The sequence below is a fragment of the Terracoccus sp. 273MFTsu3.1 genome, from assembly GCF_000383675.1.
Taxonomy (GTDB): domain Bacteria; phylum Actinomycetota; class Actinomycetes; order Actinomycetales; family Dermatophilaceae; genus Terrabacter.
Genome location: NZ_KB911833.1, coordinates 1 through 19,009, shown reverse-complemented (window position 1 = coordinate 19,009; position 19,009 = coordinate 1). Strand labels below are relative to the sequence as shown.

At 68.2% G+C, this 19,009-nt stretch carries 19 protein-coding genes; 10 read left to right on the top strand and 9 right to left on the bottom strand.

Annotated features, from left to right (window positions below; all coding sequences use genetic code 11):
• Positions 1 to 10 precede the first annotated feature (10 nt).
• Complete coding sequence (locus H283_RS0123040; RefSeq protein ID WP_028785862.1) at positions 11 to 724, bottom strand: response regulator transcription factor; 714 nt, start codon at positions 722 to 724, stop codon at positions 11 to 13.
• A 122-nt stretch (positions 725 to 846) separates the two neighbouring features.
• Between H283_RS0123040 and H283_RS26255 the strand changes: the two genes are divergently transcribed.
• Positions 847 to 1,185 carry an SHOCT domain-containing protein gene (locus H283_RS26255; RefSeq protein WP_081634009.1) on the top strand — a complete coding sequence of 113 codons (339 nt, stop codon included), beginning with the start codon at positions 847 to 849 and terminating at the stop codon, positions 1,183 to 1,185.
• Between the two features lie 57 nt (positions 1,186 to 1,242).
• Here the strand turns inward: H283_RS26255 and H283_RS0123030 are convergent, their stop codons facing one another.
• Positions 1,243 to 2,376: a HAMP domain-containing sensor histidine kinase gene (locus tag H283_RS0123030; protein WP_051103724.1), complete on the bottom strand. Its 1,134-nt coding sequence runs from the start codon at positions 2,374 to 2,376 to the stop codon at positions 1,243 to 1,245.
• Between the two features lie 263 nt (positions 2,377 to 2,639).
• Between H283_RS0123030 and H283_RS0123025 the strand changes: the two genes are divergently transcribed.
• From H283_RS0123025 to H283_RS26245, 8 genes are all read left to right on the top strand, one after another.
• Positions 2,640 to 3,275 (top strand): DUF305 domain-containing protein, encoded by a 636-nt coding sequence (locus tag H283_RS0123025; protein WP_020145890.1) that lies wholly within the window; start codon positions 2,640 to 2,642, stop codon positions 3,273 to 3,275.
• 186 nt (positions 3,276 to 3,461) lie between these two features.
• Entirely contained in the window at positions 3,462 to 5,891 is a 2,430-nt protein-coding gene (locus tag H283_RS0123020) for a heavy metal translocating P-type ATPase (protein ID WP_028785860.1), read from the top strand.
• A 468-nt stretch (positions 5,892 to 6,359) separates the two neighbouring features.
• Positions 6,360 to 6,671, top strand: a complete 312-nt coding sequence (locus tag H283_RS0123010; RefSeq protein WP_020145887.1) for a hypothetical protein — start codon at positions 6,360 to 6,362, stop codon at positions 6,669 to 6,671.
• Positions 6,672 to 7,245: 574 nt separating this feature from the next.
• Positions 7,246 to 7,950 (top strand): hypothetical protein, encoded by a 705-nt coding sequence (locus H283_RS0123000; protein WP_156023413.1) that lies wholly within the window; start codon positions 7,246 to 7,248, stop codon positions 7,948 to 7,950.
• A 101-nt stretch (positions 7,951 to 8,051) separates the two neighbouring features.
• Entirely contained in the window at positions 8,052 to 8,354 is a 303-nt protein-coding gene (locus H283_RS0122995; protein WP_156023412.1) for a hypothetical protein, read from the top strand.
• 275 nt (positions 8,355 to 8,629) lie between these two features.
• Complete coding sequence (locus H283_RS0122990; protein ID WP_020145883.1) at positions 8,630 to 9,070, top strand: hypothetical protein; 441 nt, start codon at positions 8,630 to 8,632, stop codon at positions 9,068 to 9,070.
• 186 nt (positions 9,071 to 9,256) lie between these two features.
• Complete coding sequence (locus H283_RS0122985) at positions 9,257 to 9,763, top strand: hypothetical protein (protein ID WP_020145882.1); 507 nt, start codon at positions 9,257 to 9,259, stop codon at positions 9,761 to 9,763.
• 80 nt (positions 9,764 to 9,843) lie between these two features.
• A complete protein-coding gene (locus tag H283_RS26245; protein ID WP_020145881.1) occupies positions 9,844 to 10,137 on the top strand; it encodes a contact-dependent growth inhibition system immunity protein in 294 nt (97 codons plus the stop codon).
• Between the two features lie 64 nt (positions 10,138 to 10,201).
• Here the strand turns inward: H283_RS26245 and H283_RS0122975 are convergent, their stop codons facing one another.
• The 7 genes from H283_RS0122975 to H283_RS26235 all read right to left on the bottom strand — a co-directional run bounded on the left by H283_RS0122975 (position 10,202) and on the right by H283_RS26235 (position 18,409).
• Complete coding sequence (locus tag H283_RS0122975) at positions 10,202 to 10,603, bottom strand: ankyrin repeat domain-containing protein (protein WP_020145880.1); 402 nt, start codon at positions 10,601 to 10,603, stop codon at positions 10,202 to 10,204.
• Between the two features lie 1,765 nt (positions 10,604 to 12,368).
• On the bottom strand, positions 12,369 to 13,199 hold the full coding sequence (locus H283_RS0122970; RefSeq protein WP_196806060.1) for an ANTAR domain-containing protein: 831 nt from the start codon (positions 13,197 to 13,199) through the stop codon (positions 12,369 to 12,371).
• A 331-nt stretch (positions 13,200 to 13,530) separates the two neighbouring features.
• The gene (locus H283_RS0122965; RefSeq protein ID WP_028785859.1) at positions 13,531 to 14,148 is read right to left on the bottom strand and encodes a DUF3618 domain-containing protein; all 618 of its coding nucleotides are present in this window, start codon (positions 14,146 to 14,148) and stop codon (positions 13,531 to 13,533) included.
• A gap of 17 nt (positions 14,149 to 14,165) precedes the next feature.
• On the bottom strand, positions 14,166 to 14,645 hold the full coding sequence (locus tag H283_RS0122960; protein WP_020145877.1) for a phage holin family protein: 480 nt from the start codon (positions 14,643 to 14,645) through the stop codon (positions 14,166 to 14,168).
• Complete coding sequence (locus tag H283_RS26240) at positions 14,645 to 15,448, bottom strand: hypothetical protein (RefSeq protein WP_020145876.1); 804 nt, start codon at positions 15,446 to 15,448, stop codon at positions 14,645 to 14,647. Before H283_RS26240 ends, H283_RS0122960 begins: the two co-directional genes overlap by 1 nt.
• A gap of 454 nt (positions 15,449 to 15,902) precedes the next feature.
• Entirely contained in the window at positions 15,903 to 16,181 is a 279-nt protein-coding gene (locus H283_RS0122950) for a PRC-barrel domain containing protein (RefSeq protein ID WP_231372355.1), read from the bottom strand.
• A 1,169-nt stretch (positions 16,182 to 17,350) separates the two neighbouring features.
• The gene (locus tag H283_RS26235) at positions 17,351 to 18,409 is read right to left on the bottom strand and encodes an ANTAR domain-containing protein (protein ID WP_196806059.1); all 1,059 of its coding nucleotides are present in this window, start codon (positions 18,407 to 18,409) and stop codon (positions 17,351 to 17,353) included.
• A 201-nt stretch (positions 18,410 to 18,610) separates the two neighbouring features.
• On the opposite strand from H283_RS26235, the gene H283_RS0122925 reads away from it, so the two are divergent.
• On the top strand, positions 18,611 to 19,009 hold a 399-nt coding region (locus H283_RS0122925; RefSeq protein WP_196806058.1), incomplete at its 3' end, for an alpha/beta fold hydrolase.

The window sequence follows — 19,009 nt, the reverse complement described above, 5'->3', positions numbered from 1 at the left end:
CGGGCGGAGGTCAGCCGCTGCCCATGCGGTAGCCGACGCCTCGGACGGTGTCGATGAAGCGCGGTCGGGTCGGGTCGTCGCCGAGCTTGCGTCGGAGATGGGCGACGTGGACGTCGACGATGTGCTCGTCGCCGACCCAGGCGGGGTCCCACACGGCGTCTATGATCTGCCGTCGCGTGAACGCCAGACGCGGCCGGGCGCTCATCGCGGCGAGCAGGTCGAACTCGGTCCGGGTCAGCTCCACCAGCATCCCGGCGAGGGTCACCCGTCGTGCCTCGGTGTCGATGAGGAGATCCCCGAAGGCGCGCTGCTCGTGCCCCTCTTCACGGGCGCCTGCGGCCCTCGGGCGGCGGAGGAGCACCAGCACGCGTGCGACGAGCTCGCGGGGGCTGAAGGGCTTGGTGAGGTAGTCGTCGGCACCGACGGACAGCCCGACGAGCAGGTCGACCTCTTCGGCTCTGGCGGTGAGCATGAGGACGTAGCAGTCGGAGAAGGTGCGGACCTGGCGGCAGACCTCGATGCCGTCGAGGCCGGGCAGCCCGAGGTCCAGGACGATGACCTCGGGCTCGATTGAACGGGCCTGTTCGACCGCTTCTCGTCCGTCATAGGCGACGTGCACCTCGTAGCCGGCCCGTTCCAGGTAGGCAGCAACCATTCGCGCGAGGTCCTTCTCGTCCTCGACGATCAGCACGCGCGCAGGGGCGGCCTCACTGCTGTGGCTCATGGATCCAGTTTGGTGGGCGGTGGCGGCGGAGCTCGCCGCCCGCCCGGTCGCCGTGCGCATCTTCGTCAGATCTTCATGAACGCAGTGTCAGGACTACAGGCGGCAGGCGGATCGTGGTGCACATGATGTGGAACACCGGGATGGGCTCGACTCCGTGGATGTGGCTGGTCATGGGCGGCGGCACCGTGGCCTTCTGGGCTGCCGTGGTGTTCGCGGTCCGATGGGCCTTCGGAGGTCCACGTGGCACGGTCCCCAGCCCAGGCGCGAGCCGCACCGAGGAGATCACGCGCATCGCCGGTCATGGGGAGGATCCGAGCAGGCCTGCAGGACCGCTCGAGGTGCTGCAGGCGCGGCTGGCGCGGGGCGAGATCGATGTCGACGAGTACGCGCGCACGCGCAATGCGCTCGTTGAGAGTGACCCGAGGTTGGGTCGCGATCGTTCCCGCACGACCCCTGAGTGACGCGCCCCCACGCGCCGGGCTCCCGGCAGTACTGCTCTGGCCGGTGTCCGGTGTGCGTCAGCCTGCGACCGGGAGCGAGAGGGTGAACGTGGCGCCGTGCCCACTGCCAGGGCTGGTCACGGTGAGTCGACCGCCGTGAGCCTCAGCGATGGCCTTGGCGATCGTGAGGCCGACGCCGCTGCCGCGGGCATCCCGGGTGCGCGCGGCATCACCGCGGTAGAACCGCTCGAACACGTGGGTGAGCTGGTCGGGGGCGAGTCCCTCGCCGGTGTCCTGCACGACGAGCTGCACGTCTGCGCCGGCCCGGGCAGCCGACATGATGACCTCTCCGCCGGCTGGGGTGTGTCGCAGAGCGTTGGTGAGCAGGTTGGTCAGGACCTGACCGACCCGCTCCGCGTCGGCGACCACCCGAGCATCGACGCACGAGCCGAGCTCGAGCCACACTCCCTTGGCTGTGAACCCCGGCCGCGCTTCCCGCTCGGCGGACTCGATCACCTCACGCACCGGCACGCTGCACCGCCTCAGCTCGAGATGACCCTCCTCCGCCCGTGAGACGGCCGACATGTCGTCGCACAGGCGGGTCAGCCGCTCGATGTTCGACCGGAACAGCGCGGCCGTCGACTCGTCCCATTCGACGACCTTGTCGTCGAGGCCGTCGAGATAGGCGGCGAGGGTCGCGACCGGCGTGCGCATCTCGTGCGCGACGTCACCGACGAGCCGCCGTCGGGTCCTCTCGGCGTCACCAAGGCGTCCGGCCATGCCGTTGAAGGCCTCCGCGAGGCTCGCCAGCTCCGGTCCGGCGTCCGAGACCGCGGCCCGCGCGGCGTAGTTGCCCTGCCCCATCTCATGAGCAGCCGTGGTCAGCGCCGCCAGAGGGCGTGTCAGGCGGCCAGCCACGTACCAGGTCACTCCCAGAGCGCACAGCACCGCGATGACCAGCGCCACGCCGAGCGAGACGAAGCTGGCCTCGTTGTAGGCCTGCTCGACGTGCTCGAGCTCCGATGCGGTCGCGGACATCCCCGCCCGAAGCAGGTGCTCGTGGAACAGCGGCGGACCGATCAGCGCGGCGACGGTGCTGGCTGTGAGGATGCCGGCGGTCACGACGGTGCCCTGGGCCACCATGAGCCGCGTACCCAGCGACCGGGTCGCCCACCGAGAACGCGGGGCATCAGGACGAGGGGTGCGCACCATGAACCCAGTGTGTCGCCGTCCTGAGAGGTACATGCGGGCCACGAGGCGGTCGACGTCGATCTTGACCGAACCTTCAGGAAACCGCGGTCGGGCCTGAACGTCGCCCACGCAACCTCGTACACAGGACCGCCGCCCCGCAATCATCGCTGCCCGGTCGCCCGCCGCCGGACCCACCAGCATCCACGAGGCATCAGCCGGCGTCCGTGAACCGTCGGCGCCGACCGACGTCTCCCGCCTTGCACCCACCGACGAAGGAAGCACCTGTGACCCGCACCCTGAAGACCCTTGCCGCCACGGCCGCCCTCGCCGCCGCGCTCGCCGTCGGCGCGTGCAGCTCGAACGACACGACGTCCGGACACCAGATGCCGGGCGGTGCGATGACCGCGATGGGCAGCGGGCCGGCGACAGCCTCAGCCGGCGGCTCCGCCGCGGTCCACAACCAGGCCGACATCACGTTCGCCTCGAGCATGGTGCCGCACCACCAGCAGGCCATCGAGATGGCCGACATGGCGCTCACCCAGGCCAGCAGCGCCGAGGTCAAGAACCTGGCCACCCAGATCAAGGCCGCACAGGACCCGGAGATCGCGACGATGACCGGCTGGCTCACCGCTTGGGGCGCAGCGCCCATGCCCAGCGGCGACCACGACATGGGCGGCACGAGCATGGACGGGATGATGAGTGCCCAGGCGATGGTGGCCCTCAAGGACGCCTCCGGGACGGCCTTCGACCGGATGTGGCTGCAGCTGATGATCAAGCACCACGAAGGAGCCGTCGCCATGGCCAAGACCCACCTCGCGCAGGGGCAGAGCCCGGACGCCAAGGCGCTCGCCCAGGCCGTCATCGACGGACAGACGAAGGAGATCACCACGATGACCACCCTGCTCAAGACGCCCCTGTAGTTGAGCGACGGGCGCGCGAGACCTTGCCTCTGGCAACCCAACGCCCGCAGCGGATGAACACCACCCAAGGGCCGGGCCCGTCACCGGCGCGCCCGGCCCTCGCTCAACTCCGGGAACCAGAACGGTGAGCGCCTGACCGCCCCATGAAACCCTTGCACCTATACCCCATGGGGGTATGCTGGGGGTATGGACACGCACAGCGAACACTCGATCTCGCCGACGGGCTCGTTGGTGCAGGACCCCGTCTGCGGCATGGACGTCGACCCCGCCACCACCGAGCACCACATCGAGCGGGACGGCCACGACTACTACTTCTGCTCCGCCAGTTGCCGTGCGAAGTTCGAAGCGCAGCCCGACGCATACCTCTACGGCCCGGAAGGTCATGCCGGCATCGGTCACGACCACGCCAGTCACGGCCACGCCGGGCACGACCACGCCGGGCACGAGCACACTGGCCGGTCGCACAGTCAGCACCGTTCTGGCGCAGCGGAGTCCGCAGCTGGCGTCTCGGAGTGGACGTGCCCGATGCACCCCGAGATCCGGCGGCCAGGCCCAGGCACCTGCCCCATCTGTGGCATGGCCCTCGAGCCGGTCACCGTGACCGCGGACAGCGGCCCCAACCCCGAGCTGGCCGACATGACCCGCCGGTTCAAGGTCGCGGTCGCCCTCACGATCCCCGTGCTGGTCCTGTCGATGGGCCGCGACCTCATCCCCGCCCTGCACGATGCCATCCCCGCTTCGGTGGCCACCTGGGGGCAGCTCGTCCTGGCGACCCCGGTCGTGCTGTGGGCCGGGTGGCCGTTCTTCGAGCGTGGGTGGACCTCGGTCCGGACGCTGAAGCTGAACATGTTCACCCTGATCGCGATGGGCACCGGCGTGGCCTGGTTGTTCAGCGTCGTCGCCACCGTCGCGCCGCAGGTGTTTCCGGAGGCCTTCCGGATGGACGGCACCGTCGACGTCTACTTCGAGGCCGCCGCCGTCATCACCACGCTCGTGCTGCTCGGGCAGGTCCTCGAGCTGCGCGCCCGAGAGAGCACCTCCGGCGCCATCCGCGCCCTGCTCGACCTCACCCCCAAGACCGCACATCGGATCGGCCCGGACGGGACGGAGGCCGACGTCAGCCTCGACCAGGTCCATGTCGGCGACCTGCTGCGCGTCCGGCCCGGCGAGTCCGTCCCTGTCGACGGCGCCGTCCAGGACGGTCGCTCGACGCTGGATGAGTCCATGGTGACCGGCGAGTCGATGCCGGTCACCAAGCAGGCCGGGGATGCCGTCATCGGCGGCACCGTGAACCAGACCGGGTCGATCGTCCTGCGCGCGGACAATGTCGGGCGCGACACGATGCTCGCCCGCATCGTGCAGATGGTCGCCGACGCGCAACGCTCCCGAGCTCCCATCCAAAGGCTCGCCGACAAGGTGTCGGCCGTGTTCGTGCCCGTCGTCATCGCCGCCGCCTTCGTGGCATTCATCGTCTGGGCCACCGTCGGCCCCGAACCGCGACTCGCGCACGCCCTCGTCGTCGCCGTCAGCGTCCTCATCATCGCCTGCCCCTGCGCCCTGGGCCTCGCGACTCCGGTCTCGATCATGGTCGGCGTCGGCCGCGGCGCCTCGCTCGGTGTCCTCATCAAGAACGCCGAGGCGCTCGAGCTCCTGGAGAAGGTCGACACTCTCGTCGTCGACAAGACCGGCACCCTCACCCAGGGGCGCCCCTCCGTCACGCACATCTCCGTCGCCGACGGCACGGACGAGAAGGATGTCCTCCGGCTCGCCGCGGGCGTCGAGGGCGCCAGCGAGCATCCCCTCGGGATGGCCGTCGTCCGCGCCGCCACCGATGCCGGGATGCGCATCCCTGACGTGGCGGACTTCGACGCCCCCGTCGGCAAAGGCGTAACCGGCACGGTCGAGGGGCGGCAGGTCCTCGTGGGGAGCAGGGCGTTCCTGACCGGACAGGACGTCGACACCGCCAGCGTGGACGCCGAGGCCGACCGGCTTCGCGCCGACGGCGCCAGCGCCGTCTACGTCGCGATCGAGGGTCGCGTCGCCGGCGTCCTCGCCATCGCTGACCCCGTCAAGGACACCACCGCAGCCGCGCTGCAGGCCTTGCGCGCCGACGGTATCGACGTCGTCATGCTCACCGGCGACAACAAGGTCACCGCCGACGCCGTCGCCCGCACACTCGGCATCGACCGAGTCGAGGCCGAGGTCCTCCCCGACCACAAGAGCGACGTCGTGCAGGCCCTGCGCGCCGAAGGCCGCTTAGTCGCCATGGCCGGCGACGGCGTCAACGACGCACCCGCGCTCACGGCGGCCGACGTCGGCATCGCCATGAGCACCGGCACCGACGTCGCCATCGAGAGCGCCGGCGTGACTCTCCTCAAGGGTGACCTCACCGGCATCGTCCGCGCCCGGGCACTGTCCAGGGCCACCATGTCGAACATCCGCCAGAACCTCGTCTTCGCCTTCATCTACAACGCCGCCGGCATACCCCTTGCCGCCGGCGTCCTCTACCCGACGTTCGGACTGCTGCTCTCCCCGATGATCGCGGCCGCCGCCATGGCACTGTCATCCGTCAGCGTCATCAGCAACGCCCTCAGACTCCGCAGGGAGCGCCTTTGACCAAGGTCGAAGGCGCGAACAGGATCGGAGCCCGGCTGGTCTCGCGCGCGTCGACGTGCGCTCATCATGCCGCGGACAGGTTCGTCGTGCCGATGACCGCGCGACGCCCGCGAGCACTGCCGAGAGCTGAGGCGGGCGCGCAACAATGGGGCGCATGAGCGCCCTGTCCGTCTCTGCAGGCGACCGAAACGATGGTCGGACCGCCCAGTGCTGGTGCTGCGGCACCAGCGAGGCCCCGGACCGGATGGTTCATCTTGGCGAGCACCCAGAGGTGCACCTCTGTCTCCAGTGCGCCCACTTCGTGCACCAGCGGGCATGGGCGATCGAGGATGAGGGGAAACACGGGCCGGCCCCGTTCACCCGGGAACAGTTCCGAAAGCTCCGTGCCGAGGTCGTGCGCCGAGGGTGGCATCAGAACCGGTCCATCGGCGGCAAACTGCGCTGGCTCGGCAAGTACCTTCCGTAACCATGGACATCGAACTGCTGGTCATACCGGACTGCCCGCACGCGGCCGCGGCAGCTGAACTGATCACTGCCGCCTTGGCAGACACCCGCGTGAAGGCCACCATCACCCGCACCATCATCGACAGCCAAGACGAGGCGGAGGAACGCGGCTTCACCGGCTCCCCAACGATCCTTCTCAACGGCGTCGACCCCTTCGCGCCGCCTGACGCACCCGTAGCGCTGTCCTGTCGGCTCTATTCCACCCCGGACGGGTTGCGAGGCGTCCCAGCACTTCGGGACCTGCGACAAGCGCTCAAGCAGGTCGCCGCAGGCTAGACGGATCGTGCGACCGACCGCTCATGCCGCGAGTCGCGTGGCGCCGCAGGGCCGAAGGTGGCGGACGGCAGCCATGGGGTCGCGGACAGTGCACAAGCGGCCGGCGCTTGTCGTTTAGTGGTTTGGCGCTGTCAGTCCATGCGCTTAGGTTGCGCACATGACGCCAGTCCCGTCTCCGTCGCCGCTGCCGCCCTACCGCGGGCTGCTGCGATTGATGGAGGGCGCCCCGACTTGGCAGGAGCTACTCGGAATGGGTGCGCTCTTTCTGGGGGCAGTTGTCCTCCTCCTGATCGCGCGATCGTCATTTCGCAACTACTGGCGAAGCCAAGTACACGGGCTCTCGCATTCGCCGAGACGTGTCCTCGCCACAGGTATTGCCTCCGTCGTGGCTGCCGGGGGTTTGTTCTGGTGGCTGTGGGTCCTCCTCGACGGGATCGCGGTTCGTATGGGAGTCACCGCGCTGGCGCTTCTGATCTTGATCGCTGACGAACTCCGATCGGGTGGGCGGCGCCGCCGCCGGTGAGGGTGAGGTTGCCAGCACGCAGGAACGCGCGCATCTGCCGCGACTGGCGCGTTGGTCAACGAGCAGCTCGAACAGCCGACACGCGACGTTCTTCGCCGCCGACAGGCGAGGTTCATAGGTCATAGTGACGACGTGTGGACCCACCTGCGGAACTGGATCGTGCAAGACGGGGAGATCCCCGAGCTGCACATCGGTGCCACGCTCCAGGACCATGCCCTCCGGGCGTCGTGCTGGACCATCCGGACCTCGCCCGGGCCCGAAGGGGTCACGGAGCTCCCGGGACCTGATCCGTCGGGAGACGGCGCCCCGCACTACGAGCTCACCGGCACCGTCGAGTGGCGGCAGGAGTCGAGCAGCGTTGTGCTCCGGGTCGGCGGGTTCCACGTTCTGGCCCAACCGATCACCGTCCAGCAGGTGCCCGGAACCTCCCGGGAGGACAGCGTCGTGGAACGGTTCTCACCCGACTTCTTCGTCCCCCCACTCGGCACCACGGTTACCGTCGGGTGCCGGCTCGAGGTGATGGCCGACTACGAGACCGAGGACACCGTCGGAGCCCCCGACCGTCTGCGATGTGGCTGGGTCGTACGGCATCTCAAGATCCAGCACCGCGCGCTGTCAAGGGCTCCGGGGTCCGAGGGAGAGTGGAGCGTCGGGAGGGTCGTTCGCGTGGACACCATCGAGCGGATGCATCGGTGGACCGACGAGCAGGGGCGCGACCCCATCACCTACCTGCTCGACCTGCAGCTACCGACCTAGCCAGCCATCCGGACATGCTGCGCTGCGGTCATCGCCGGGACGTCAGGGGACGGGAGCAGAGACACTGGTCGCTCGGCGAGCACACCAAACTGGGGGCCAGCATGGACACACCGACGCCGCGACTGCCATCCGAACGACCATCCAAGCGGTTCGGGACGTACGAACCCGTAGCGAACCGCTTCCCGGACCGATACGTCCGCGAGCCAGTCGGGAACTACTCGGACCTGCCCAAGGAGCTCGCCAACCTGACCCACGACGCGGCCGGACTCGACCGCATCGACCGCTTCATCACTGGGGTCGAGGCGCCTCCGGCGACAGACGCGGCAGTCGTCCACGCCCTAGCCATGTATCTCTGCGATTGGTTGGTCGTGAACAAACAGCCCGACATGGCGGCTGACACCTGAAGGCACCGCTGTACTGCTGCTCGACAGTCGCGGAGACATCGCGGATCCCACCCAAGGCGTGAGACAAGCACTCGCGAACCGCCAACCGATCGCCCATCGCTTCGTCGCACACTGCCAAGGCATGATCGACATCTGACTCCGGCTTGTCGCGTCAGCGACCCACTGAAGCACGTCGCAGAGATTCACGCTCATGCCGCGGGCCGCGCGTGATGGTTCCTCTGGCGATTCCTGCTTCGCAAGCCACTGCTCCAACCCGCGCCATGCGACACTCGCGCATGCCCACGACAACGACGGAGTCCGTTGAGCGGACAGGACGGTCGCGGCGCGGCCTACGGCTCAAGGTCGCGTTCGCCATCGCGGGCGCCGTCCTGGTCGCGGCCGCCCTGATCGGGTGGCACCTTTGGACTGATCGCCAACCCACGATCTACTCCGCGATCGACGCATACACCTCTGCCGTGGAGTCCGGGGAGCGATCCGCGCTCGAAGCGATCATTGCCGAGGGCCCCGGTAGCGGGGCGCTACTCGCACGTCACGTTGGAAAGCCGAGCACGGTCACCGGCGTCACGCTGGAGATGAGCGTCTCGGCCGTGTGGTGGCAGGTCGAGGTGCGGTATGAACTACCGGGCCAGGAGCAGGTCAGCGAGCACCTGCTGGTGCACCCACGGGGTGACTCGCCCGACCGCATGATCGACTACGCGATCAGCCCGGCTCCCTGAGGAGGAGCCCGTCGGCAGCTACGCGGCGACGCACGCACATGCCGCTCGTCGGACGACGCCCGACCATGGCCCTTCGAGTGCGACGATCGCCCGACCATGCCGCGATGGGCGCGGGCCGAAGAGTTGCGCGCGCCCTCCGTGTGCAGTTGACCTTCGATCGACTGGGACGGATGCGATGCTCACGCCATGACAGGGATCGAGCTTCTTCAGTCGTCTGCCGTGACCGTCCTTCGTGACGTCGACGCGACCACCAATCTGCACGTCGCCTTGTCGGATTGGGCCGACCCTGAGAACGGGATAGGAGCTGTCGTACACGAGGCTGGCGTCCAGCCAACCAAACCCGTGTGGGAAGCCGCCGGGTTCCAGAACGGTGGCGACTGCGTGGCCATCCACGCTCCGATGCCTCCCGACGGGATCATTCCGGGGATCGCCGGTCGCGCCGACGTCACCGTCATGGTCGCTGACGCGGCCCAAGACGTGGTTCAGATCTTGCTGTGGGCGCACGGAATCCACCCGGCTTGGCCAGCGTGCGCCGAGCACCGCGGTCGACACCCGCTGCGCGCGCGCTGTAACTCAGACGCCCCAGTGCTTGGTGGAGATGCGAGCACTGTTGCCGACTCTGTTGCGCGGTGGGAGTGTCCAACGGGCACGACGAGCATCCCCATCGGCCACCTCAAGAGATTCCAGATCTAAGCCTTCTGGCGTCCAGTCATGCCGCCGAGCAGTCGGCGCGATGAGCATGTGTAGCGACCGAGGTCGGGCACGATGAGAGCGTGACCCGTCAGCTAGAGCACCTCGCCGGCGCGTACTTCCATCAGGATTACGACCTGGAGTCCGGATCAGTCGACTCAGTCATCGACTTGTTCCGGGAGGAGGAGAGCGAGGCGTCGGTCGCCGAGTTGCTTTCGGAGATCGATCGGCTGCTGGCATCACGCGAATCCGACCGCGCGCTCCGCGAACTGTGGGTCGTCAACTGGGGGGCCTCATTCGACCCTGTCGACGGCGGCCACGACATGCGCAACTGGTTGACCGCCGTGCGCGATCGGCTGTCGAAGGGGCCGAGGTGACGACGCGAACAGGACGTCCGGACATGCCGCTGGCGGACCAAGCACCATCGGCCTCAGGACACGGTCACTCGGGGTCGAAGAAGCGCATCAGGTGGAAGTTGGTGATCGTCTCTGCAAGCGACCGAGGACTAATCCCTGAGAAGTTCTCCAGGTCTGGGTCGGCGCCGGCAGCCAGCAGTACCCTGACCACTTCGCCGTCACCATCACGTGCGTTCATGAGCGCCACCCATAGGGGCGTTCCGCCGAATCGGTTCTGCGGCTCCACCAAGGCTCCAGCAGCCAACAGATGCCGGGCGACCAGAGCGTGCTGGCCCTGCGCGGCGAAGTGCAGCGGGGTGAAGCCCGCGCCTTCTGCCAGACCGGGCGCCAGCCCCTTAACTATCAGTTCATCCGCGGCCTTCACGTCGCCTTCGAGCGCGGCGTAGTGCAGCGCGCTACGGCCGGCTCTGTCCACGCTCTCTGGCATGCCCGAATCATTGCCTACCGGACGCACGCTCATGCCGCGTTGAGCGCGTGAGCGGTCCGCGGGCCCGCGAACAGGGCTACTGCGAGGTGGTCCAACCTGGGATTGTCAACGACACCCTCTGCGGATCAAGCTTGTCGAAAGCGACCGTGTACGTAAACGAGCCAACCGGGCATGACCAGAACGGGCCGACCTCGTCTGTGCCTCTCAGGCACGACCGGATTCGGTCCAGCGAGCGCATGGCTCCTTTGGGATCGGTGACTGCGAAGGTCCGGAACAGCCCGGTGTCGTCTTGGCATCCGTCAACTTCCTGGTTCCCTCCGTGCAGCTCTGGAACGGCCGCGGCGATTTGGCTCGCTGCGGCGCCGATCGCTTTCCGTCCTTCGGTCGTGCAACTCGTGAGGCCTGACGCCCCCGCCTGGGTGCATCCGGAAACGACGACGACGAGGATCGCCGCCATCGAGAGCGAGATTGCCCCCGCCTGACCGGGTGACCGTCGAACTACGTTGAAACTCACGGAGCGCATGCTCGCATAAACCGAGTTCCGTGGTCGCGAATGCGCGGCCCCACCCTTTTGGTTCGGCGGCTGCGGAGAATCAGCTCCGTGAGGGGCGGTCCGGCCCTCCTCCGGAGTTCACCGACCGCCACGGCGCCCCAACGTGGCTCGATGTCTGGGCCGGTGACCATCGCTCGGTCGTGTTCGCCCACTGCGACGTTTCCTGGGGCAGCGCACGGGGGTAGTACGCACGCTCATGCCGCGTTGAGGGCGGGACGTCCCGAATGCAGCACCCACCATCACGACCGAAAGCTCCCTCTGACGAGCGAGCACGCAGGCCGCGACCACAGCGAATAGCCCGACCCCATCGCCGCACTTGCACGATCCACCAACGGCGGATTGGTCGGCGCGAGCCGCCGGCACTCATGCGGCCGGCGGCGACCAGGCTGACCCCATGGACGACGCCGCCCGCATTGGGGGTTGCGGCCCGGGGGGACTTGGCGGCGTCGTCACTACTCCGGACGTTACGGCTCGCACCTTCGAAGGACCTTGGGCCCAGATGGCGACGGAGCCAGGGACGTCCAAGTCGGGACCCGTGCGTGGGGCCCGGCGCCGCCTTCCTGATTCTAGAAGGGGTTTGACAAGGGCGACGCCGCCGACAGCGACGTATCCACTGCCGGGACGGCTGTCCCCGTTCAGAGCTGCCGCGCCCGGAAGGGGCGGCTCTTGCCGGGGCTGGACGCTCCGGGTGAGGATGGACGCGCCGCCGCCGGAGTTTCGCTGCTTGAGCCTCCGCGCGATGAGCGCGCCACCGCCCGAACCTCGCTGCTTGAGCCTTCGGGCGGTGGCGCTTTGCGCGTCATACCCAGCGACTCGGGTGGCACCGTCAGCCGCCCGAGACGATCGGCGACCGTGAAGACGTCGCGGCCGGGTATGTCCGTTTCGACGTCCCGGGTCGCGGGTGCTTCATGGAGGGGGTTTCCGTCCGGGGCGTCGCCCGCAACCACCACAGCGTCACTGACCACGTGAAAGAGCGAGCTGCCGAAGACCGCGCGAGCCACCAACGAGCGGTACGCGTCCATGGCCGCCCCGACCTGAGGTTTCTTCGCGCGCCAAGGAGTTGGCATCCGCTCTGAAGCTCCACCTAGGCTTTCAGGCGCGGCGATGGCCTTGAGGTCGGCGTGGTCCGAGCGGTGCTGGTGGTGGTCCACCTCATGCATCACCTATGCCGACCCACGTGGGCCCGGCGTGCCGAACGGCGAGTCCCGCTCCCTAGTTCTCGGGGAGCTCTCCGATGTCGATGATTTGCAGGGCGAGGGCGTTCATCTTGCGGTTGCGGTCCTGACTCGTCCCCTTCAACAGTCGCACCGCGCCTTCGCGGGTGAGGCTGTAGCGGCTCATCAGGATTCCGATGGCGACTCCCAAGTCGCGGCTCGTGTGCAAGGCGCGCGTCAGGTGCATGACTTGGTGCGCGCCCACGGCGCCTTGGGCGTTGCGGGCCACGGTCAGAGCGTCCATGAAGTCGTCCTCGTTGAACGTACGCCCGGCCGCGGATGCGACCGTGAGGGTGGCGCGGGTGTCTGGCAATCCGGTGGTGACCCGCATCGACAGCACTGCATCTATCCCCAGGTCGTGGATCTGGCGGGTGAGGTTCGTGCGCGGCCGGGCGTTTCGCGTTTCGGTGACGCCGGGCAACAGCGCGCTGTGGGAGCGGCCGCCGATCAGGACATCGAGTGTGGGGCCTTGGTTCAGGCGTCGTTGGACGTGCTCCAGTTGGCCGGCGAGCCGGTCGGTCGCGACCTCGACCCGGACCGTGCCGTGATGCCACAGACTGACGGACGCGCAGGTGGCGGCGCCGATCGCTGTCACCGCCGAGGCGGCGACCTCGGTCAACGACCCTGCGCTGCGTTCGGGGCGGGCGTAGAACTGGTCCAGCAGTGCAAACTTGGCCAGCAGTCGCTCCGGATCCTCGCCGGCAACACCCCCACTGCGGGCCACGACATCCGGGACATCCCGACGCGGACCATCGGGGTTCCCGACTGGTCGTCTTGCCCCCGGATCGAAGCTCGCGGTGAGGGGCAGGCGGGGGCTGGTATCGGTCATGGTTGCCTCCGTATGGATCTCGGAGAACGGGAGGCCTGATGGCTGAAGCCTCACCATGAACCGTAGCGCTACCAATCTCTAGAAACGCTCTCGGACCCGACCATCTGGAGGGCAGAGGACTCGCTCGCGAACGAGCATGTGGGTGTGCGTCAGCGTCGAGAGTGTTTGGGTCGCATTCGTCCGGATCTGGGCCGCCCGAGCGAACGACGCGCGGTGGATCGTGCTGCGCACGTTCCCCACGGGAAGGCGGCTGTGCGACGGCCGCCCACTAGGTGAAGCCCGAAGGGCCGGTGGGTGGTCCACCGGCCCTTCGGCTTTCTTGCGGCGCTTCTCAGTCCTGAGCGTGGTCCCGCACGGTGTCGGCGGAGTCGGCGGCGCTGCTGCGCACGTCATCGACCGCCTGCTGTCCGTCCTGCTTCACGTCGGCGACCGCGCTCCGGGCCGACTCGGTGACCGCCTGTGCGGCCTCCTGGGCAGGCTGCTTCAGGTGGTCTGCGGACTGGCTCGCCACGTCCTTGGCGACGTTCTGCACCTCGTCCAGGATGGGAGCAGCGCGCTCCTTGAGGTCCTGCGAGACCTCGCGTTCCTTGTCCGAGGCGGGCAGGAGCGAGCCGAGGATCCATCCGGCACCGAGCGCGATCAGCCCTGCTGCCAGCGGGTTCCCGCGCGCCCGCCGCTTCAGCGAGTCACCGGCCTGGGAGGCGGAGTCCCCGGCGCCGTGGGCGATCTGCGAGGTCTTGTCACTGGCATCGGAGGCCGTGCCCATGACGTGGTCGCGGACGGCGGCTGCGCGGTCCTTGACCTTGTCGGCCTGACGGTGCGCCAGGTGGCTGGGGCTCACCGACTCGCCGAGGGCGTTGACGTCTCGGCTCAGGCCCTCACGGGTCCGCTCGATGTTCGCGCGAATCACGTCCGGGTCGTTCGAGGTCGGGGCGGTCGCTGTGTTCACGGTCGGATCGTTCATGGTCATCGCGCTTCCTCATTTCCCATCAGCGCATCCGGGACCCGCTTGGCGGTCTCCGTCGTGCGCGGCAGTCCCTGGATCTGTTTCGTTGTCCGTCGGCCGACCATCGTCAGGATCGCAGCGGCAATCCCCCAGACGGCCATCACGACGATCGCCGCCCACCCTCGGCTCTCCATAGCGCTGGAGAGCCACTCCCAGACGGCGAGGGAGAGAAACAGCAGCGTCATCCAGCCGGCCAGGGCTGCGCCGCTGAAGATCCCGGCCGCCTTGCCCGCCCGGGTCGCCGACTCGCGGGCCTCTGCCTTGGCGAGCTCGACCTCCTGGCGTAGCAGGGTGGACAGGCCTTGGCTGATGTCCCCGACGAGCTCGCCGAGGGACGCACGCTCCGCCTTCTCGTGGGCTCCCTCACTCGCGTCGAGGGTGTCGGCGTACGCCGTCGTCTCGGGTGAGTGCGCGCCCGACGCGTCGGGCCAGGTGCTCATCAGCGAACTCCGCCGTGGCCCTCGGCGCCCAGGTCGGCCGGAACGGCCGGCGACGAGCCGAACGGCGCGGTGACGGCGTGGGTCTCGCTGTCACGCACCCCGACGGCGTAGGGCGCGTCGTCGGATGGTGTGCTGACCGGCGTGGTCGGCATCATGGCCGCGACGCCGGAGCTCGATCGATCGTTACTCGAGGTGGAGACCGGTCGAGGCTGCGCGGCGTCGGACGGGCCTGAGTCCGCAGTCAGCCCGCGCGTCACGCGCCCGCCGATGACGCCGAGCACTGCAGCCCCGAGCAGGAACGTGCCCGGACGGCGTCGGGCGAACGAGCGCAGCTCGTCGACCAGCTCGCCGGGCTGGCGGTCGGACAACCAGTCCGCGGCGGACCGGGCACGGTCGGAGGCCTGGTGGGCGACCTCTCCGGCGATGCCCTGTGTCTCACTGCTCGACGCCATCTGCTTGAGCTCGTCGGCGATCGAACGGAGTCCGCTCGCTGCCCGTTTGCCCTGCGTCGAGGCCTGCGCGTCCAGTTCGGAGCGGACCTGGTCGAAGAGCTGGCGCAGCTGCGTGCTGACCTCGGATGTGACGTCCTTGACGCCGGTGGCGGCCGTCTCAGCCACCTGGCGCCCGCTCTGGGCTGCGTCGGAGGCGACGGACTTGGCCTCGTCGCCGATGACCGCCGTCGTGCTGTCGGTGGCGCCCTGATTCGCTGCTGCCTCCGCTGCGCCGAAGTCGGCACCGGTGCCGTAGGTGGAGCGTCCGGCGCCCTCGACTGGCGTGGCCGTGTCATACGGTCGTTCGGTCATTGGGGATTCCCTTCGATGGCCGCGTAGCGGGTCCGGCCAGCTTCTCGAGCCTCAACGCCACACGGTTGTTGCACAATAGGAATACCCAAACCCTTTGTAAATCAAGCCGATTCGTTCGACTGATCGATGGCTATTCAAACCGGGTATGTATCGAGGCCTTGTCATGGAGGACTTTGTGGGCCGAGGTGGATGACCCCAGGGAGCGGGTCATGGAGTTCCAGAAGGAACCCGGGTCCAAGAGTTCCCTGCCCTGAGAGGCCGCCACCTGAACGTGCCCTGAATCCGAGTCCGACTCTGCAAGGGCTACGCATATGGGGCCAGCGCGGCCCCTGGACACACGCCAGACCGCCTCGCAAACAGAGAGTTCTGCGCTCATGGCGGTGATCGCTCACGCGCTTGGGAAGAAGCGGTGGGCTGCGCGGCACCGCCCGGCTGCCCACCGGCCCGCGTGGGATCAGAGTGGATTGCGTTCGTCGTAGGTGTCGCCGTAGTACGTCCCCAGGCGATCACAATACGAGCGGTCGTTGACGTCCTCCCCCATCTCGGGCGAGTCCTTGATCTGGTCCTTCGTGCGGTCCACGTAGACGCTGTTGTCGTCCCAGTCCACGCGCTCCACCGTCCCCGCGGGCAGCATGACCTTTCGACCGAAAATCCAAGGCCCGGTGTCGACGACGACATAGTCGGCACCGACTTCGCGAGTGGCGGCGTCGATCTTGCCGATGTCACCGTCCACGGCATGCACCTTGAAGTCCGTCAGGTCACCCTCACGGCCAGACACTCCGGCGCTCTCCCGATAGTTCCACGCGTCCCATTTGTGAGTCGACATTGGTGTTCTCCTCTCGTTCGAGTTCAGGCGGTCCTCGCAGTCAGTACCCGCTGAGAGCCGATAGCAACGAGGCGGACCAGCCACCTCAAAGTGCACTCTCCCGAACAGGTGGCGCTCAGCCGCAGTCCGACGCTTGTGGCAACGTCCTGATGTGCGGGTACGCACCAAGAAGGGTCAGGGGCCTCGTTGCGATAGCCAGCGGAAGGAGCGTCTGTCGCGATACCAGCCACAGACAAACAGATGATGAATGACGCCAACACCAGTTCAGGCCAGCCCACCTGTCCGACCTGTGGGGCCACCCGCAGCCCCACAGCCGTGCCCTACCAGGAGGCGACCGACGCCTTCGCGGTCTACACGTGCGCCTGGTGCGGAGCCCAGTTCGAGAGCTGGACCACGCACTCGCCAGCTCCCGACGGCGCCGTCGGCCCAGATCCGGTCACGGACTAGGCGTGGGGCCTAGGAGTTGGTGCAGCGTCAGATGTGATGCCAGCTCCCGGTCAGACCATGCTCTTGCTCGAGTCTCACAGCCGCGACGCGTGACCGACGATTGCCTCCGGCTCCCCCAAACGACGTATGCGTTGCTAACGCCGCGGGCGGAGGTGCTCGGGTTGTCTTCCCGCCCCGTCGACGGGTGGGGCCCCAAGCCGCCCTTCACGAAGCAGACCCGGGACCCCGCGACGCCAGACAACCCGGGGGGACAGACCGGCGTCACCATGTAGACGATCACACTCAGGATCATGACGCGTTTCCGTCGAGCAGCGTCAGAATCACCCGCAGTCGCCTGTGGCAGCATCTGTGCCACGTGCTTGGCGATCCACTCCTGTCTCGGCGGGCGCGACCGCTCCCCGAGAGGCCGGGGCAGGCGCGGGCCCGGTCCCACAAACCCATCTCCTAGGCGTCAAGGGGCGAGGTCGGTGCGCAGGTTTCTTGGCCAACTGCCAGCCGACGACCCGGCTGGAGTAGACCTCGACGACGACGCGGCGGCCCGAGCACCCCGGGCGATGAGATCGATCAGCTGCGGGCGCCCTTGACTTGAAGCTCGGAATCATCTCCACAAGCCGATGAGGGCACGTCGGTCAAAGTCGCCTGCGGGTAGGCAAGTCGCCAGTCTGCGCGAGATCGAGGGCAACGGTGTGAAGCTTCTGGTTCAGCACACTCGAAGCGCGACGCAGGACCTCGAAAGCCCCGTCGGGGGTGAGCTTGAGCCGTTCCATCAGGATCCCCTTGGCCTGGCCGATGACATCTCGAGTCAGCACTGCTTGGTGTAGCTGCTCGGCCACGTCCTGCAGGGCGTCGCGTTCGCGGACCGCACCGGCCGCCATAGAGGCGTGTGCGGCCAGGAGAAGTCCGATCTGCCGCGCCTCGTCGCTGAACGCATCCGGCTCGAGGCCATAGGTGTTCAGCGATCCGCCCGAACCGGCGCCCCCATCGCTGTCCGCTGCCAGATTGTAGGAGGCGACTGATTGCGTCCCCAGGTCGACCGGACGGGATGCGAGCGTGGGCCAGCGGGTGTCGGGAAAAGACTTCGCGTAGACGAAGGGGGTCGCGACGGCATCCAGGCTGGGACCTTCCTGAGCGTCGTACTGCGCCTGGTCCACCGCCGACGCGGCCACGTGTGTTGTTGAGGCCGTTCGGTAACCCCCGCCCTCACTGAGCGTCACGGATGCCATCGCGCAGCCTGCAACGGTGCCTACCGCTGCCTCAGCGATGCGCTGGAGGACCTGATCGTAGGAGTCAGCCGCGTACAAGTTCTCGGCGATGGCGGCAAACGCCGACGCCAGTCCCGTGCTTGGTGCAGCCTGCACCCGCCGCTGTGTTGCCTCGTCTCGCGCCCCAGCGGCGACAACGCGCTCGGCTCCGGACCGTTCACGGGTCTGTCGCGCCTGCGCGCGAGTGGCCACCGCATCGACCCGATGCGCTCCTGCCTCAGCGTGACGCGCGACGCCGAGTCGAGCTTCCCGAGCGTCGAGCTCTCGTTCCCGCTGATCCAATGCTCGTTCCCGCGCGTCGGCAGTCATGTCTCGCACGTCGCCGGCGAGGTCTCGCTCCTCGGCCAGATCGTCACGCCGGTCGCCCACGAAGTCGCGCTTCTCGGCCGCCCACTGGCGTTCCACGTCGGGTGACTCCGTGGTCATCGGGTCCCGCCTCCTAAGCGTCCGAGCCGAAAACGACTCCATGGCCAGAGTAGCCGCGGAGAGATCGTCGGCCTACCGCTCGTGCCGCCGGGCGGGCGATCGTGAGGATGCGCGGGCGATGGTTGGAGCGTGCCGATATCAGGCGGGCTGAACGGGTTCCAGAGCATGTCTTCGCTGGGCTCCTCGCGGTACGGTCACCCCGTGCCGGGTCCCATGGACTTACCTTCCGACCAGTTCGTCATCCTTGACGGCGTCCGCTTCCATTACCTGGACTGGGGCGGCAACGGTGATCCCCTGCTCCTGCTGGCCGGACTGGGATGTACGGCCCACATCTTCGCAGAGCTCTCGCCACACTTGAGCGACCAGTTCCGCGTGATCGCCCTGACCCGGCGCGGGCACGGCCTGACCGACCAGGTCCAGAGCGGTCACGGGCTCGCCGACGCCGCCGAGGACGCGCGACGCCTCCTCGACTCCTTGGGCATCGACCGAGCGCACGTCGTGGGGCACTCGATGGGAGGCGGTGAAGTCTCAGCCCTCGCCGCTCGCCATCCCGGACGCGTTGCCAAAGTCGTCTACCTGGACGGGGCCTACGACTGGGCC